Below are 17,303 nucleotides of genomic sequence, written 5' to 3' on the forward strand. Positions count from 1 at the left end.
GCCATCTGGATTCACGTGAAACATTCCATCGGGAATGCATGCGATTTGGCTCGACTCTTGTCGCATTTCATGTCAGGTCGCGGGTATGAAACCGGATATCAAGATTTGCGGATTGAAGACACCGGAAGCGCTGGAGCGCGCCGTCAGGCGCGGCGCGTCCCATGTCGGTTTTATTTTCTTTGAAAAAAGCCCGCGCAACGTCGAGCCCGATATTGCCGGAAGGCTGGCGCAAGCCGCCCGTGGCGCCGCCAGGGTGGTCGCCGTCACCGTCAATGCCGATAATGATTATCTCGATGAAATCGTCGATCTCGTCAAACCGGACATCCTGCAACTGCATGGCAATGAAAGCCCGGAACGGCTGCTGAACATCAAGGCGCTTTATGGTTTGCCTGTCATGAAGGCGATTTCCATTCGCGACGCCGCTGATCTTGCCAAAATCGACCCCTATATTGGAATAGCCGACCGTTTTCTGCTGGATGCCAAGGCGCCCGCCGGCTCCGAGCTTCCGGGTGGCAACGGCGTCTCCTTCGACTGGACCATCCTGCGATCACTTGACGGAAGTGTGGATTACATGCTTTCCGGGGGATTGAACAAGGACAATGTCGCCGAGGCGCTGGCGGAGACCAGGGCAAGCGGACTAGATTTATCGTCCGGTGTCGAAAGCGCGCCGGGCGTCAAGGATCTGTCGATGATCGACGCATTTTTCGATGTGGTGAATGATTGGTCGAAAGGCCCAAAGGGAGCTTGAAGTGAACGACGCGCCAACACCCAATTCTTTTCGCGCTGGTCCCGATGAGGACGGCCGTTTCGGCATTTATGGAGGTCGCTTCGTTGCCGAAACGCTGATGCCGCTCATTCTGGATTTGCAGGCGGAGTGGGACAAGGCCAAGACCGATCCCGAGTTTCAGGCCGAACTCAAGCACCTCGGCGCGCATTACACCGGTCGCCCGAGCCCGCTTTATTTTGCGGAACGCCTGACGGCGGAACTCGGCGGCGCGAAGATCTATTTCAAGCGCGAAGAATTGAACCACACCGGCTCGCACAAGATCAATAATTGCCTCGGCCAAATCCTGCTGGCCAAGCGCATGGGCAAGACCCGCATCATCGCCGAAACCGGCGCCGGCCAGCATGGTGTTGCCTCGGCAACCGTTGCCGCACGCTTTGGCCTGCCTTGCGTCGTCTACATGGGCGCGACCGATGTCGCCCGTCAGGCTCCGAATGTGTTCCGCATGAAGCTTCTGGGCGCCGAGGTGAAGCCGGTCACGGCTGGCCACGGCACCCTGAAGGATGCCATGAACGAGGCCCTGCGCGACTGGGTCACCAATGTCGAGGATACCTATTATCTGATCGGCACGGCCGCCGGCCCGCATCCCTATCCGGAAATGGTCCGCGACTTCCAGGCCGTTATCGGCGAGGAAGCCAAGGCGCAGATGCTGGAGGCGGAAGGCCGCCTGCCGGATCTGGTCGTGGCAGCCGTGGGCGGCGGCTCGAACGCTATCGGCATCTTCCATCCTTTCCTCGATGACAAGAATGTCCGCATCGTCGGTGTCGAAGCCGGCGGCAAGGGTCTTTCGGGCGACGAGCATTGCGCCTCCATCACTGCCGGTTCGCCGGGCGTGCTGCATGGCAACCGCACCTACCTGCTGCAGGATGAGGACGGTCAGATCAAGGAAGGCCATTCGATCTCCGCAGGCCTCGATTATCCCGGTATCGGCCCTGAACATTCCTGGCTGAACGATATCGGTCGCGTGGAATATGTGCCGATCATGGACCATGAGGCGCTGGACGCCTTCCAGATGCTGACCCGCCTCGAAGGCATCATTCCGGCTCTCGAGCCGAGCCACGCCTTGGCCGAAGTCATCAAGCGCGCGCCGAAGATGGGCAAGGATGAGATCATCCTGATGAACCTTTCCGGCCGTGGCGACAAGGATGTCCACACCGTCAGCAAGTTCCTTGGAATGGATGTATAAGATCATGACTGCACGTATGGACAAGCGCTTCGCCGATCTGCGCGCTGAAAATCGCCCGGCCCTGATTACCTATTTCATGGGTGGCGACCCGGATTTTGAAACCTCGCTCGGCATCATGAAGGCGTTGCCGGAAGCGGGCGCCGACGTTATCGAACTCGGCATGCCCTTTTCCGACCCGATGGCGGATGGTCCGGCCATCCAGCTGGCCGGCCAGCGCGCGCTGAAGGGCGGCCAGACGCTGAAGACCACGCTCGATCTCGCCCGCGAGTTCCGCAAGGGTGATGATGCGACGCCCATCGTGATGATGGGCTATTATAATCCGATCTATATTTACGGCGTCGAAAAGTTTCTGGACGACGCACTGGCGGCCGGCATTGATGGTCTGATCGTCGTCGATCTGCCGCCTGAAATGGACGATGAGCTCTGCATTCCGGCGCTTGCACGCGGCATCAACTTTATCCGTCTCGCCACGCCGACGACGGATGGCAAGCGTCTGCCTGTCGTCCTTAAAAATACCTCAGGTTTCGTGTATTACGTCTCGATGAACGGTATCACCGGTTCAGCACTTCCCGATCCCTCGTTGATCTCGGGCGCTGTCGGTCGTATCAAGGCGCATACGGAACTGCCGGTGTGTGTCGGTTTCGGCGTCAAGACGGCCGATCATGCCAAGGCGATCGGCGCCGTGGCGGATGGCGTGGTGGTCGGTTCCGCCATCGTCAACCAGATCGCCGGCAGCCTGACCAGGGACGGAAAGGCGACCGCCGATACCGTGCCGGCCGTCACGACGCTGGTAAAAGGACTTTCAACGGGCGTGCGTGCATCGCGCCTTGCCGCTGCGGAATAGGCGCGCGGCCCAGTCAGGAGTAGACAGTTGAACTGGATCACCAATTACGTTCGGCCGCGGATCAATTCCATGCTTGGCCGCCGCCCGGAGGTTCCGGAGAACCTGTGGATCAAGTGCCCGGAAACGGGCGAAATGGTCTTCCACAAGGATCTGGAAGACAACAAGTGGGTCATCCCCGCTTCCGGCTATCATATGAAGATGCCGGCCAAGGCACGCCTTGTCGATCTATTTGACGACGGTGTCTATGAGGCCCTGCCGCAGCCGAAGGTGGCGCAGGACCCCTTGAAGTTCCGTGACTCCAAAAAATATACCGACCGCCTGCGCGACAGCCGTGCGAAGACCGAGCAGGAAGACACCATCCTCGCCGGCGTCGGCCTGCTGAAGGGCCTGAAGATCGTGGCCGTCGTGCATGAATTCCAGTTCATGGGCGGTTCGCTCGGCATCGCCGCCGGCGAAGCTATCGTCAAGGCCTTCGAGCGCGCCATTTCCGAGCGTTGCCCGCTGGTCATGTTCCCGGCCTCCGGCGGCGCCCGCATGCAGGAAGGCATTCTTTCGCTGATGCAGCTGCCGCGCACGACCGTTGCGGTGAACATGCTGAAAGAAGCCGGCATGCCCTATATCGTGGTTCTGACAAACCCCACGACGGGTGGCGTCACGGCCTCCTACGCCATGCTGGGCGATGTGCATATCGCCGAACCCGGCGCTGAGATTTGTTTCGCAGGCAAGCGCGTCATCGAGCAGACCATTCGCGAAAAGCTGCCGGAAGGCTTCCAGACATCGGAATATCTGCTGGAACACGGCATGGTGGACATGGTGATTGACCGCCGCGAAATCCCCGACACTCTGGCCAATCTGCTCAAGATCATGACCAAAGCGCCTGCTGAGACTGCAAATGCGGTCGTCCCGCTGGCCGCTTCGGCCTGAGGAAAAAAATATGTCGCCCGAAGGCATAAACTGCCTTCGGGATGATGCTATACGTTGCATGATTTCATCTTTGGTGCGGCGGACAAATGGCAAGCAAAACGCCTGAAAGGCGAACGGAAGACATGACGAAGCCCGCGATCAGTGAGGCCGAGAAGATCATTGAAGAGCTGATGCAGCTCCACCCCAAGGGGTTCGATCTTTCGCTCGACAGAATTTCCCGTCTTCTCGAAAAACTCGGCAATCCGCAGAACAGGATGCCACCTGTTATCCACGTTGCAGGCACAAATGGTAAGGGTTCGGTGACGGCCTTTTGCCGTGCCCTGCTCGAGGCGGCAGGGCTTTCCGTTCATGTCCATACCTCGCCGCATCTGGTGAACTGGCATGAGCGATATCGTATCGGCGTCGCCGGTGATAAAGGTCGTTATGTCGAAGACGACATTTTCGCGGACGCGTTGCGCCGTATTGAAGCCGCCAATGCTGGTCAGACGATCACGGTTTTCGAAATCCTGACGGCCGCGATGTTCGTGCTTTTTGCGGAACAGCCCGCCGACGCCGCCATCGTCGAGGTTGGTCTAGGTGGACGCTTCGATGCCACCAATGTGATCAACAATCCGGCCGTCTCCGTCATCATGCCGATTTCGCTGGATCATCAGGCTTATCTAGGTGACCGCGTGGAACTGATCGCCGCTGAAAAGGCCGGCATCATGAAAAAGGGCTCTCCCGTCGTCATCGGTCATCAGGAATATGATGCGGCGCTGGAAACGCTCGTCGCCACTGCTGAGCGGCTTGGCTGCCCCGTTTCCGTCTATGGACAGGATTTTTCCGCCCATGAGGAATTTGGCCGCATGGTTTATCAGGATGAATTTGGCCTGACCGATGCGCCGCTGCCGCGGCTTCCCGGCCGTCACCAGCTTGCCAATGCCGCTGCCGCGATCCGTGCCGTCAAGGCTGCCGGTTTCGAGGTGACGGAACGGATGATCGAGAGGGCCATGACCTCCGTGGAGTGGCCCGGCCGTCTTCAGCGCGTCCTGACTGGCAAAATCGCTGATATGGCGCCGAAGGGTGCAGAAATCTGGATCGATGGCGGTCATAATCCGGGTGCCGGCGAAGTCATTGCCGAGGCCATGGCGGGTTTTGAGGAAAAGACGCCACGCCCGCTGTTCATCATTGCCGGCATGATCAACACCAAGGATCCGGTGGGTTATTTCAAGGCCTTCGCCGATATCGCCGAATATGTGTTCACCGTGCCGATCGGTGGCACCGATGCGGCGATCGATCCCGTCGTGCTCGCCCACGCGGCCTTCGACGCGGGACTGGTGGCAGCCCCGACATCGTCGCTCACCCACGCTTTGGAAGAGCTGTCGCGCCGTGTCGATCCCGAAGGACCACCACCACGCATTCTCATCGGCGGATCGCTTTATCTTGCCGGAAACGCGCTCGCCCTGAACGGCACGGTTCCCCAATAAAAAAGCCCGGCGTTATCGCCGGGCTTTTTCAATTCCATAAGACAGCACCTATGCGGCGCTGGAAATCCAGGCGGAAAGCGCGGTCTTGGGAGCAGCGCCAACCTTGATATCAGCCACTTCGCCGCCCTTGAACATGGCAAGCGTCGGGATGGAGCGAACGCCGAACTTGGCGGCCAGTTCCGGGTTTTCGTCGATGTTGAGCTTTGCGACCTTGACCTTGCCGGCGAGCTCGGAGGAAATTTCCTCAAGGCTCGGCGCGATCATCTTGCACGGGCCGCACCATTCAGCCCAGAAATCCACTACGACGGGTTCGGCGGATTCAAGGACTTCGGACTGGAAGTTGGCGGCATCGACTTTTACGGTAGCCATATCTGGCTCTCCTTTCAGCTAAACTTTTCCGCTATCGATGTGATGCGGGCGCGACGGAATTTCAATGCCCCGGTATCTCACTTTGTCTTTATTGCGGCAAGGGCCTCCGCCATGGCATCGTCGTCAACCCGTACAAAAGCGGCATTTTCCGTATAGATCAGCGCGCAGACAAATTCCTTGCCGGGATAGAGCGGCGCCAGAATTTCACGATAAATCGCAAGCTGCGCGACATGGGAGAAGGGGATCTCGCGTGCTTCACGTGGGGGAACGCGGTTCGTCTTGTAATCGACAAGAATGACGCGGTTGCCTTCCACTGCCAGCCGGTCGATGCGGCCGGAGACGGCATATTGCTGCCTGCCGATCGTCATCGTGCCCATGATCGATATTTCCGCACGGCTGTTGGCGGAAAAGGCCGGTTGCACCGCCGGTTCGGACAGAACCCGCAAAACCGCCTGTATCAAATGCTCGCGCTCGGCAGCGGGCCAGAAACGGGCTGCCCGCTCCGCATAACGGCGGGCTGCCTCTTCGCGCTCATTCTCCGTAAAATCCGGCAGGGCCTGCAGCATGCGATGCACCAGCCGGCCGCGCTGCAAGGCAAGGCCGGATGCCTCCGCTTTTTCTCCGAACAACGGTGAACGTACAGCCAGATCGTCCGCGCCATCATCGATGATGGTGCCTGCGCCGGAAGGGCTGAGCGGTCTTGGCAGAGCGGGCAGGGCCGGCAGGGGGGCGAGAAGCCCCGCCGGAAGAGCGTGGTTCTCCTCCTGTTGCGTCTCCGGCAACATTTGCGGGGTGGATGCCGGACGAGGCTCGGACTTGCGCCACACAAGCCCCTGCCACTCTTCGCCATCGGCCACGAATACGTGCGGCCGGCAATGGTCCTGATTGTCTGCAAGCGCCGTCTTGACGATGGCGTGCCAGCATTCGGGGTTTTCTTTCTGGCCGCGATAACCGCAGACGACCAGATGATCGGCGGCACGGGTCATCGCCACATAAAGCAGCCGGCGATATTCATCTTCCGCAGCCGTCTTCAGCCGTTCTTCATCGGAGCGGATGAGATGGTTGGAGAAGCCGCTGCCGGGCAGCCAGACAGGGAAAGTGTCTTCGCCAGCCTCGATGAAGCGCAGTTTCGGCACATGGCTGTGATTGAAGGCCTTCGAGCCGCCATCGACGACAAAAACGACCGGCGCTTCCAACCCCTTGGAGGCATGCACGGTCATGATGCGCACTTCGCCGCGATCCTTGTCCTGCTCGCGCTTCACTTCCGGCGAATCGGTCTCCAGAACGGAAAGAAAGGCCTGCAGGCCGGGCAGCCCCGTTCTTTCGTGGTCCAGTGCAAAGGACAGGAATTCATCCAGAACGTCGCTTGCTTCGTTGCCAAGCCTTCCGAGAAACTTCTTGCGCCCGTCATGCAGCGTCAGAACCGCCGCGAAGAAGTCATGCACGGTGGCTGTTTTAGAGAGCGCGATGAAGTTTTGCAGTTTGCCGGTAACGACGGAAAGGTGGCTATTTTCTTTCTGTGAAAGCATCTGCAGCCTCCACCACACGCTCTCCGTCTCGGTTCGCGCGGCGGCTATCTCGAAGACGTCATCTTCCGTCAGGTTGAAAAGCGGGCTTTTCAAGAGTGCGGCAAGCGACAGATCGTCCTCAGGCAGTACCACGAACCGGCCGAGCGCCAGGAGATCCTGCACGGCAATATGGTCTGTCAGACGAAGACGGTCGGCGCCGGCAACGGGAATATTCTTGCGCCGCTTCAGTTCACGGGTCAGCGCATTGACGAAAGCATGGCGTTTTCTCACCAGCACCAGAATGTCACCCGGCTCGACAGCGCGCTCCACGCCCTTTTCAATGATGGTTTCACGTCCGATCATGTCGGCGATGCGTGCGGCGATGCGACGCGCGACGATGGTGGACGGCGCGCTTTCGCGCAGCGCATCGAAAGGTGCCGTCCAGTCCTCTTCGTCCTCAGTGGTTTCGGGCGCCACCATGTCCCAGACTTCCACGGTGCCGGGATGGCCGGCGCGGTTCGAGCGGTGCTCCACCGGCTCATTATCGGCGCTGAGGCCGCTGGCATTTTGCGGGATCGAGAAGACCTGATCGACGGCGGCCAGCACATCTTCCGTGGAGCGGAAAGAAAGCGGCAGGCGGATGCGGTGAAAGGCCTGCTCCACCGAATCGACGCGCCTTTTGGTCTCGTCGCGCTCCTGCGAGAACCGTTCCGGCCGCGCACCCTGGAAGGAATAGATCGACTGTTTTTCATCACCCACGGCAAACAGCGTCCGCTGCCCCATGCGGGCGCTTTCGCCGGTGAAGAAATCCGCCGCCAGCGACTGGATGATCGACCATTGCACCGGGCTCGTATCCTGTGCCTCGTCAACGAGAATATGGTCGATGCCCTGATCGAGCTTGTAATGCACCCATGCACCCGCCGTATCGCGGTTGAGCAGATTGGCGGCGCGCTCGATCAGATCCTCGAAATCGAGCTGGCTGCGCTGCTTTTTCAAATCCTCGAAATCACCGATCAGCCGTTCGGCCAGAATAAGGGCGCATTTGGTCGCCGCCAGCATCCGCACCAGGCGGTAGCGGTTGCGGCAGGCAACCACATGGTCGCGCGCCAGCGTCAATGCGTCGACAAGATCAGGAGCGGATTTCTGCATGCCCTTGTTGATGACATAGGTATCCGATTTCTTTTCGCCCTTGGCCGTCAGCAGTGCGGCCTCGATGAATTCCATCCGCCGCACCGGGTCCGACTGCCGTTTCGCCTCCCTGAGGGCGTAAGCGACATCGATGACACGCGATCCGCCGACCTCGTCTGCAAGTGTCAGATAGGTATCGAGTGCGAGCCCGGAGAGGCCGGGCAAGGGCCAGAAGGCCGCCGCTGCCGTTTCTTCGGTCTCTCCATCTGCGATCTTCATCGCCTGCCGCAGCCGGGCATCAATGCCGCCAGATTGTTTGGCGTCGAGCAGAAAACCGCGAAGGGCGCTGCGATTGGCGATGATGGCGGAGAGCAGCGATTCCAGCCCACTTTCGTCGGCGAGATCGAGCACATAGGCCAGCGACCGGGCCAGTTCCGCATCGCGCTCCGTCGAAACCGCCGTCAGAAGCGAGCGGCGTGCTTCAGCCAGGAGGGTGGTTGCGGCCCGGTCGTCGAGTACGGAAAAATGACCGGCGACATTGGCCTCCAGCGGAAACTGATGCAGCAGCGCCTCGCAGAAAGCGTGGATGGTCTGGATTTTCAGGCCGCCGGGCGTTTCCAGCGCCTTGGCGAACAGCCTGCGCGCTTCCGCAAGCTTGATGCGATCTGGCGCTCTTCCTTCAATGGCGGTGATACGGTCCTTAAGATCCGAATCCGGCAAAGTAGCCCATTCCGCCAGGCGGTCGAAGACACGGCTCGACATTTCCGACGCGGCAGCCTTGGTATAGGTGAGGCAGAGGATCGCGGAGGGACGGCATCCGGCCAAAAGCAGGCGGATGACACGCTGGGTCAGCACATGGGTCTTGCCCGAGCCGGCATTGGCGGACACCCAGGCGGAGCTCGACGGATCGGAGGCAAGCCGCTGCCGGGCGCTGGTCCAGTCGATCCAGCTCTCAGGCGTGTCAGCGGCGGGGCCGGCGTCGAAGGGGTCAATCGTCATCGCCGTCTCCCGGTTCTGCCGTCGACCATTCCGAAACGCGGGCGAGGTGATCATATTCCCCGCCATAGGATTGCTGCTCTTCCGGCACCAGCCGTGAGGCAAAACCATTCTCGCCTTCGCGCAGCGAGCGGACGAACCTGGCGAGCTGTTCGATCGATTCGGTCGCCAGTTCAATGGCTGATTTTGGTGGTTTCTTGCCGCTTCGGCTGGAATGTTCGTTATTGACCTGATCGGCAAAGAAGCGCTCGCCCGGCCGCAGGCGTACATAGATAAGGTTTTCAGGCGTGGGTGATCCGGCTTCGCGGAAGGCACCGCGCATCAGTGCCGCCGCCTCCAGCGCGAGCTGCGGGTCGAGCAGCGCGCGCGCCTGATTGACGGATGGCGCAAGCCCGGTCTTGTAGTCGATAATATCCGCCTGACCGTTGGTCTTGATGTCGATCCGGTCGGCAATGCCGGTCAGTCTTATGCCCGCCTCGGTGATTTCCTGTCCGGCGCGCGCTTCAAAAAAACTGTGGCGAATGGCTGGATGGCGTTCCTTCTCCCAGTCGATGAAGGCGCGGGCCACCGCTGCAAAGCGTGGCCGCCAGATGACATCCACATGCGGGGGCAGGTTCTCCGCATCGAAACACTCGTCCAGAATGCGCTGCATCGCCTCAAGCGAAGCCGGTGTGCCGGGAATATGCCCCTCGCGGGAATAACGCTCGATAATCGTGTGATAGAGCGTGCCGCGGTCGGCGGCGTTGGGATCGCGGTTGAACGGATCGAGTGGATCGAGCTTCAAAATGCGCCGCGCATAGATCGAATAGGGATCGCGCCGCAGCCGTCCCACTTCGCTGAAGGAATAGCGCGTCGGCTGCAGAGCGGCCGGCGGTTTCGGCGCAGGGCGCTTGGCGGCCTCCTGATCGATGCTTTCATCCATCAGGCCGGCCCAATGCCGATAGGTCTCGCCGCGTTTCTTCAGTTCTCCGGCAAAATCCTCACCGCCCAGAGCCAGCAGCCGTTGCAGCCAGCGCGAAGCGACGGCAGGTGTGGAGCCCTGCCTGAGCGCACGGGTATAGAATATCTGTCGCGTACCATTGGCCATCTCGAAGTCATGCGCCAGCTGGCCGATACGACGTTCCGGCGGCTCCAGCCCGATGGCGGTTTTCATGGTGCGGGACAGGAACGGATTATTCGCCGTCTGGCCCGGCCAGAGCCCTTCATTGAGACCGCCGATGACGACGGTGTCGACGCTCTGCAGCCGTGCCTCAAGCGCACCGAAGATGAAAATACGCGGATGGCGCATGGATCGCGGCTTGATCGATTCACCGGCCACCAGCGCCGCAAAAATATCGATCCATTGCGGTCCGTCCGCATCGAGGATTTCACCGCTTTCCATCAGTTCCGCAAAGAGGCTGGAGAGCTTGTCTCCCGCCTCACCGGACCAGAGCGCGGCCAGATCATTGGTATCATCCGCACAGATGGCTTCGATCACGCGGCCTGTCCGCTCTGCCCAATCGGAAAGTGCCAGTTTGTCGGTGAAGGCGCGGCCGGATCGATCCCGACGGACAAAGGCAGAGCCAAGCCGTTCGGTCGCAACGGCGATCCGCCGTGCCAGATCGCGCGCGGCTTCCGCGCTGGCCTCCGGCAGCGCCAGCCGCCAGGCGGGGGGGTGCCGGTCATCGCGCTGCGCCAGAAGCTGCGCGTCGAGAACCGCTTCCAGATCGCCGATCCCCGTCTCGACCCTGCCGCCACGCAGCGCGATCAGCTCCAGCGCTTTCGCTGCCCGTGCGAAAGCATCCGCGGAGAGCCCGAAGCGGGCGAGGGGGTGTTTTAAAAGCGAAATGATCGGCACCGGGTCTCCCGGCCTGAGGATTGCCTCCAGTGCCAATTGTGTCAGCCCCGCCTGCGGTGTGGCGGAAAGTGGTGTACCAGCGGAATCGTCCGCCTCGATGCCGAAGCGCTGCAGCTCGGTTGCCACGCGCCGCGCCAGTCCGCGGTCGGGTGTTATCAATGCCGCCTGTGAAGGACGTTCCGCGCCCGGGGCCTCCAGCGCCAGCCTGAGCGCCACGGCTATGGCGGTTGCCTCCTCGCGCTCGTTGGCGGCTTCAATCAATGTGGCCGTTGCGAAAGCCGCGTTGAAAAAGCCGGGTTCCCTGTCTTCGCGCCAACGGTTCCAGTCGCTGGTGGATTTGGCCGGTGCGAGTGCGGCAGAAAACACGGCTGCGCGTTTTTCGAGATCGTGGTCGATGGCGCCGATCTGAACCACGTCGTCGCGCAGGATACCGAGCTTCTGCAGCAGCATATAAAGCCCGTATTGCGAATGCGTGCGGCTCGAAGGATCGGTAGGGTCTTCGGCGATCGCCTGCCATTGCTCCTCCGGCATGGCAAGGTCGAGCCCCGGAAGCACGACAGTGCCTTGGGGCAGGGCGGCAACGGCGGCGATAAGATCGGCTGCCGCAGGAATGGAGCCCGTCGACCCTGCGACGATGACCGGTCCCGTATCCGGCAAATTGGCAAGCCGGTTCGCCTCCGCCCGCAGGATGGCGTTGCGATGCCGGCCGGCGGACGACCGGTTGAGCTCGGCAAGACGAGCGGGCCAGAAGACGCTGGCGATCTTCAGGAAATCCGCCGTCAGCTGCCACCATTGCGCGTGGTCGCCGGTATCCAGATGCTGTAGCGCCTCCCAGTCCTTTTCTTCCGTGTCCATGGCATCGATCACCTCGCCGAGCGCACGCGCCAGCCATATGGCATCGGCGGGGCTGGCGGGAGCGACGAGCGGTGAATCCAGATGGATAGCCCGGATGGCGTCCGGCAGGCTGTTGCGCCAAGCCAGGATGAGACGTGCGAGTTCGACCAGCCGGCCGGTGCCGGAAATCGGCGGTGCGAGGTCCATGATCTTGGGATTTTCGATATCGAAAAAGCCGCTATCGTCATCCGTTTCGCCCAGTGGCCGAATTAGTGGCAGAATGGCGGACCGGCCGCCGAGAAGATCGACGAATTCGGAGCGCAGCACGCGGGCCGAGCGCCGCGTCGGCACATAGATCGTCACCTTGGCCAGTGAAAGCGGATCGGCTGGATCATATCTATAATCGGCTGTCAGTCTCCCGTCACACAGCGTTTCCGCGAGCGTTTTGAGGAACGGTGTTCCCGCGGCGATCGTCAGGACGCGCTTTGCGTGGTGGGTGAGCGTCATGCAGAGCGTTTTTCCCTGAATTGCCGGATGATGTTTTCTGCATCTTCTATGGCGTCCGGCGTGCCGACTGTGATCCAGTGGCCATCCAGCGAAAGGCCGAAAAGCCGGTCTTTTTCTATGGCGCGGTCGAAATAGATATTGAGGTTGAAGGCATCTGCCGGTGCGTCGTCAAGCAGGCGCGAATCCATGGCTATGGCGCCCGCGTAAACCACAGGCTTCGGGTCGGCATCGCGATAACGCGCCAGTTTTCCGTCTTCGAAGAGGTTGAAATCCCTCTTGCCATTATGGCCCGTGGTGCGGTCCATATCGACACAGAGCAGCGCCATATCCATGCGGGCCGGATCGAAGAATTGTGCAAGCTTGCGCAGATTACTGACGGCATTCAGCTGCTCGCCGATCCAGAAGAGATCGGCATTCATGACGAAGACCGGGCCGGGCTCCAGAAGCTTCAGGCCTTTTGCAAGGCCGCCGCCGGAATTCATCAGCTGCGTGCGTTCATCGGAGATCAGGATTTCCGCGTCGTTTCGGTGTCCGAGGTGGGCGATCATCTGATCGGCATGATGGTGCACATTGACGACGATCTTCTCGGCCCCGGCTTCGACAAGGGCGTCGAGCGCGTAATCGATCATCGGTTTGCCGGCGATTCTGACGAGCGGCTTCGGGATCGTATCGGTGATCGGGCGCATCCGCGTGCCAAGCCCGGCGGCCAGCACCATCGCGTTTTTGATCGTCATCGTGGTCAACCGTCTTTCAGTCGTTAAATTCCATGCCCATGCGGAGGCACCAGTCCCGGAGCGGCGCAAGTTCCGGATGCGAAAACGCGGCGGTGAGGTAGCGGAACGTCCTCGGCATATGTTTCATATAACCGGGTTTGCCGTCGCGTTCCATCAGCCTGACCCAGATACCGGCGAGCTTGCAGTTGCGCTGTGCCGACATGATGGCGAAAGCCCTGTGGAAAGCGGCTTCATCGAATGAGGGTTCACGTCTTCTGCGCTCCAGATAGTGGGAGAGCAGACGTGCCTGCAGCTCGGGCGCGATGGTGACCCGTGCATCCTGCACGATGGAAGCGAGATCGTAGGCGGTCGGGCCGATCATCGCGTCCTGAAAATCGATCAGGCCGACCTGCCGGACGCCGCTATTCTGCGCCTGCCAGAGAAGGTTGGGCGAATGGAAATCGCGCAGCAGAAGCCCTGTTTCGCAGCCGGCGAGCGAGTCGATCAGGCTGTCCCAGAGGGCGTAATAGTCACTCTTCTCACTATCGCTGAGCGGTTTACCGCGTTTATGGGGCAGATACCACTCCGCCAGCAGCGAGACCTCGATCTTCATTGCCTGCCGGTCAAAGGGCGGAACCTCATAGACGCTGCCATCAACCACCGGCAGCACGTCGGGTAAAGGAGCCTGGTGAAGTGCGGCGAGACAGGCCACGCTTTGCAGATAGCGGTCCTCCATCGGCGTTCCGTCAGGCGCAAGCACACCATCCCGGCCGAGGTCCTCCAGAAGAAGAATGCCCTGATCGATATCCGCCGCCAGAATCTGCGGTGCACGGAAGCCGCTGTTTCGCAGATAATTGCCGATCGCCACGAACGAGCGGGCGTCCTGGGCAAGATGGGCGATTTCCGCATAGGTCTTGCCGTCGGCGATGATCGCACCTCTCAAGGGCCGTCGCCAGTCCATCAGAATAAGGTCGGGACCCTCGGTTGAAATGGTCTCATAGGCGCGTGTGGAAGCGTCACCGCTCAAAAAGCGACGGACCGCATCGCCCCTGCCATTTCTTGCCAGAAATTCGCGGATGGCGAAAACACGATCGAGCCGCGTCTTCTGTTGGGCGGGAGCCTCGATCACGGCCAAACGACCTTCCCCCGAATGCGTCAGCCGCAGGGTGATCGTCTGGTCCGGCGGCAGAACTTCGCCGGCAATCTCGGGCCATTCGATCAGGCAGATGCCATCCTCCAGCATCTCGTCGATGCCGAGTTCGTCCAGTTCCGATATGTCCGACAGCCGGTAGAGATCGAGATGGGCAACCGGAATGCGCGTGGCATAGGTCTGGACGATCGTGAAGGTGGGGCTTGGAACTTCGAGACCAGGCTCATCCGCCATTGCCCGGATGAAGGCGCGGGCGAGGGTCGACTTGCCGGCGCCGAGGTCGCCGATCAACGCCAGGCAATCGCCGGCCTTCAGGGCCAGCGCAAGGTCTTCGCCGAGCCTGATGGTGTCTTTTTCTCCCGCAAGGGGAATGGTGATCGGCAAGATGTCTTCGCTCATTCTGCAGCGATGGAATGCGGGCGCGTGCCGGCGGGAATGCGGCAGGTGACGATGGTGCCGTTGCCGGGCCGGCTGTCGATGCTGACGGTGCCGTGATGGAGGCTGACGAAGCTTTCGACGATGGAAAGGCCAAGCCCCGCACCGGTCCGTCGCCCGCCATTGCCACGCGTTGCGAAGCGGTCGAAGACCGTCTTCAGCATGTCTTCCGGAATGCCCGGTCCCTTGTCCGCCACCGAGAATACGAAATCACCTTCGCTGCGCTGGCAGGAGAGCTGAACCGAAGACCCCTCCGGCGCAAAATTGATCGCGTTGGTCAGCAGCTTGATGAGGATCTGCTTCAGGCGCTGGTGATCCGCCACCAGACTGCCGAGATGGGCCGGCGCGACGATCTCGAGCGAAATGCCGCTCTCCTGCAGCCGGTCGGCGATCTGCACCGAAACGTCTTCAAGCAACTCGTTCAGATCATTATCCGAATAATTGAGCTGCATGATGCCGGCATCGACGGTCGCGAGATCCAGAATATCGTTGACGATGGTCAGAAGAACCGAGGACGAGGTGGAAATATGATCGAGATATTCCGCCTGCCGTTCCGTCAATTGGCCGATGCCGGGTGTTTTCAGGAGGTCGGTGAAGCCGATGATATTCGTCAGCGGCGAGCGCAGCTCGTAGGAAACATGCTGCACGAAATCGTTCTTCAACTCGTCGGCCTTGAGGAGCGCGTCGTTCTTTTCCTTGAGCGCCCGCTCTGCCCGCACGCTGTCGGTCATGTTGACGAAGGTCAGCATGGTCTGTGCATCCGGCAGCGGAATGATCGCATAGTCGAGCACGAGGCCGGAAAGCAGTTCCAGCGTGCCCTGCCGCGACGGCCGTTCGTCGTCGAAGCTGGTGATGAACTGGCTGAAGGAACGCCAGCCATCCGGCCTGTCGTAGGATTGCGCGCAGGCGGTTTCGATGGCGCGAATATGGGTTCCCGTTTCCGCCTGATCGGCGGTCACACCCCAGAGCGCCCGGAATGCCGGGTTGGACAGGCGAATGCGTCCATCCGCGCCAAACACGGCGACCCCTTCCGCCAGATGGTCGATGGTCTCGCCCTGCACCTTTACCAGCGTGTTGTAGCGCATCTGCAGGTCGACCTGTTCGGTCAGGTTTTCGAAAACCCAGGTAGCGCCACCCTGCGGATGAGCCGTTGCGATTACCCGTAGCGTCTGCCCGTTCGGCAGGTGCCAGAGATCGGTCTTGGTATCGAGCGAGCGGTAGACGGAAAGCGCCGTCTCCTTCCAGTTCTTCCAGTTCAGCTGCTCCGGCAATTTGCCGGCGGTGCGCAGCCTGTCCAGAAGCTCGGAATTGTCAGGCCCGGATTCGAGGAAAACCAGATCGAAGCCCCAGAGGGTCGCAAAAGCCTGATTGTAGAATTGCAGCCGCTGCCGGCCATCGAAAATGGCGACGGGGGTTGCCAGATGATCCAGCGTTTCGGCGTGGCTCTTGAGGACCCGCTTGAGTTCCTCGCTGATGGCTTCCGCCTCGGTGGCATCGATGGCGATGCCGGCCGAGCCGGCCGCCGTCTTGATATCGACGACATCGAAAAAGGTGCGGTTGCCGGAAACCACTGTCGAAATACGGTCATGATAGGGCGATTCCGGGGTCGCCGCCGCGCGTATCTTCTGCCGGGTAACAGTGTTCAGCAGCTCGCGTTTTTCCTGAACGGCCTGTTCGGTGCTCCGCGCATCCACCGCCTGTGCATAGGCATGGTTGACCCAGATGAGGTCGCCTTCGCCATTGCGCCGCCAGACGGGTTGCTCGATGGAATCGAGAAGCTCCTGAAATGTCGAGACGGAGGCGATCAGGCGCTCGCGCTCCACCTGCAGTTCGGCAAGCTCTGCACGCAGATTGTTGAGGGCCACGAAACGCGCAAAGGCGTTGCCGCCGGAAACCCGGCCCTGAACCTCGATCACTTCGCCGCGCTGCGTCTCTACGGTCAGATCGAAACTCTGTGCGTGGCTGCGAAGTTTTTCGAGGGATTTTTCAAGCTGGCTCGCGGAGGACGGTTTCAGCCAGCGTCCGAAGGCAAGAAAATCATGGTCCGCCTGCGGGGCGCCGGTTTCCACGGGCAATTGTCCCAGAAACTCCGGCCGCTTGTCGGCGCCGTCCCAGATGACGATGCGCCGGCCCTTGTCGGAAATCAGCGCTTCATATTTGGCGATCTTGTGATGGGTTTCGGCAAGCGCCTGGCGGTATTCGCTGCTTTCCGCCTCGATGTTGCCCCGTTGGCGCACCAGCCAGACGACGGAAAACAGCGTTGCCGAAAGCATGCCGACGAACAGCGAATAGGTAATCGTTTCCCCGGAAGAGAACAGTCTTGCGCCGGTCTTTGCGACAAGGCCGTCCTGAGCCAGCGCAACGCTTGCCGAACCGGCGAGTATCGTACCCGACATCAGCACGGGCAGCCGTGAGAAGCCTGTCCGGACCGCGCTGATCGCCAGCCGGCAACGCGCCAGAGCCTGCGCGCTCAGTGTCACGCCAGCCTGCGCGTTTTCAACGCGTTGAACTGTCTGCTCGCGCAGATCCGAATTGTGAACCGTCATCCCCGGTCTGTCTCCGTCCTATGTGCCGCATCTTCGACAAGACATCCCATTTCGTCCGCGCCGCCCTGTGGCGTGT

11 protein-coding genes are annotated in these 17,303 nt (G+C 60.8%); 5 read left to right on the forward strand and 6 right to left on the reverse strand.

Features of this window, described 5'->3' with window-relative positions; translation table 11 throughout:
• The first annotated feature begins 85 nt into the window (after positions 1-85).
• The 5 genes from JZX88_RS18425 (at position 86) to JZX88_RS18445 (ending at position 5,204) form a co-directional block, all read left to right on the forward strand.
• Positions 86-748 carry a phosphoribosylanthranilate isomerase gene (locus JZX88_RS18425; RefSeq protein ID WP_065114447.1) on the forward strand — a complete coding sequence of 221 codons (663 nt, stop codon included), beginning with the start codon at positions 86-88 and terminating at the stop codon, positions 746-748.
• A gap of 1 nt (position 749) precedes the next feature.
• A complete protein-coding gene (gene trpB / locus JZX88_RS18430) occupies positions 750-1,970 on the forward strand; it encodes a tryptophan synthase subunit beta (RefSeq protein ID WP_065114448.1) in 1,221 nt (406 codons plus the stop codon).
• Positions 1,971-1,974: 4 nt separating this feature from the next.
• Positions 1,975-2,814 (forward strand): tryptophan synthase subunit alpha, encoded by an 840-nt coding sequence (gene trpA, locus JZX88_RS18435; protein WP_065116081.1) that lies wholly within the window; start codon positions 1,975-1,977, stop codon positions 2,812-2,814.
• Positions 2,815-2,841: 27 nt separating this feature from the next.
• Positions 2,842-3,738, forward strand: coding sequence for an acetyl-CoA carboxylase, carboxyltransferase subunit beta (accD, locus tag JZX88_RS18440; protein ID WP_065114449.1), 897 nt, complete (start codon positions 2,842-2,844; stop codon positions 3,736-3,738).
• Between the two features lie 86 nt (positions 3,739-3,824).
• Positions 3,825-5,204, forward strand: coding sequence for a folylpolyglutamate synthase/dihydrofolate synthase family protein (locus JZX88_RS18445; RefSeq protein WP_174033119.1), 1,380 nt, complete (start codon positions 3,825-3,827; stop codon positions 5,202-5,204).
• A 48-nt stretch (positions 5,205-5,252) separates the two neighbouring features.
• Here JZX88_RS18445 and trxA read toward each other — a convergent pair whose 3' ends face one another.
• From trxA to JZX88_RS18475, 6 genes are all read right to left on the reverse strand, one after another.
• Positions 5,253-5,573: a thioredoxin gene (trxA, locus tag JZX88_RS18450; RefSeq protein ID WP_065114451.1), complete on the reverse strand. Its 321-nt coding sequence runs from the start codon at positions 5,571-5,573 to the stop codon at positions 5,253-5,255.
• A 77-nt stretch (positions 5,574-5,650) separates the two neighbouring features.
• Complete coding sequence (gene addA / locus JZX88_RS18455; protein WP_206914371.1) at positions 5,651-9,208, reverse strand: double-strand break repair helicase AddA; 3,558 nt, start codon at positions 9,206-9,208, stop codon at positions 5,651-5,653.
• Positions 9,198-12,383, reverse strand: a complete 3,186-nt coding sequence (gene addB, locus JZX88_RS18460) for a double-strand break repair protein AddB (RefSeq protein ID WP_206914372.1) — start codon at positions 12,381-12,383, stop codon at positions 9,198-9,200. Before addB ends, addA begins: the two co-directional genes overlap by 11 nt.
• A complete protein-coding gene (locus tag JZX88_RS18465) occupies positions 12,380-13,117 on the reverse strand; it encodes a nucleotidyltransferase family protein (protein ID WP_174030760.1) in 738 nt (245 codons plus the stop codon). Before JZX88_RS18465 ends, addB begins: the two co-directional genes overlap by 4 nt.
• Before the next feature lie 16 nt (positions 13,118-13,133).
• A complete protein-coding gene (tsaE, locus tag JZX88_RS18470; protein ID WP_206914373.1) occupies positions 13,134-14,645 on the reverse strand; it encodes a tRNA (adenosine(37)-N6)-threonylcarbamoyltransferase complex ATPase subunit type 1 TsaE in 1,512 nt (503 codons plus the stop codon).
• Positions 14,642-17,227: a PAS domain-containing sensor histidine kinase gene (locus JZX88_RS18475; protein ID WP_206914374.1), complete on the reverse strand. Its 2,586-nt coding sequence runs from the start codon at positions 17,225-17,227 to the stop codon at positions 14,642-14,644. Before JZX88_RS18475 ends, tsaE begins: the two co-directional genes overlap by 4 nt.
• Positions 17,228-17,303 lie beyond the last annotated feature (76 nt).

Origin of the sequence: Agrobacterium sp. OT33, from assembly GCF_017313365.1 — a bacterium.
Classification (GTDB): Bacteria; Pseudomonadota; Alphaproteobacteria; order Rhizobiales; family Rhizobiaceae; genus Agrobacterium; species Agrobacterium rhizogenes_A.

Coding starts and splice junctions, on each gene's coding strand:
- trpA (WP_065116081.1), top strand. CDS start 1,975: ATGACTGCACGTATGGACAAGCGCTTCGCCGATCTGCGCGCTGAAAAT.
- JZX88_RS18425 (WP_065114447.1), top strand. CDS start 86: ATGAAACCGGATATCAAGATTTGCGGATTGAAGACACCGGAAGCGCTG.
- JZX88_RS18445 (WP_174033119.1), top strand. CDS start 3,825: ATGGCAAGCAAAACGCCTGAAAGGCGAACGGAAGACATGACGAAGCCC.
- addB (WP_206914372.1), bottom strand. CDS start 12,383: ATGACGCTCACCCACCACGCAAAGCGCGTCCTGACGATCGCCGCGGGA.
- tsaE (WP_206914373.1), bottom strand. CDS start 14,645: ATGAGCGAAGACATCTTGCCGATCACCATTCCCCTTGCGGGAGAAAAA.
- addA (WP_206914371.1), bottom strand. CDS start 9,208: ATGACGATTGACCCCTTCGACGCCGGCCCCGCCGCTGACACGCCTGAG.
- trxA (WP_065114451.1), bottom strand. CDS start 5,573: ATGGCTACCGTAAAAGTCGATGCCGCCAACTTCCAGTCCGAAGTCCTT.
- JZX88_RS18465 (WP_174030760.1), bottom strand. CDS start 13,117: ATGACGATCAAAAACGCGATGGTGCTGGCCGCCGGGCTTGGCACGCGG.
- JZX88_RS18475 (WP_206914374.1), bottom strand. CDS start 17,227: ATGACGGTTCACAATTCGGATCTGCGCGAGCAGACAGTTCAACGCGTT.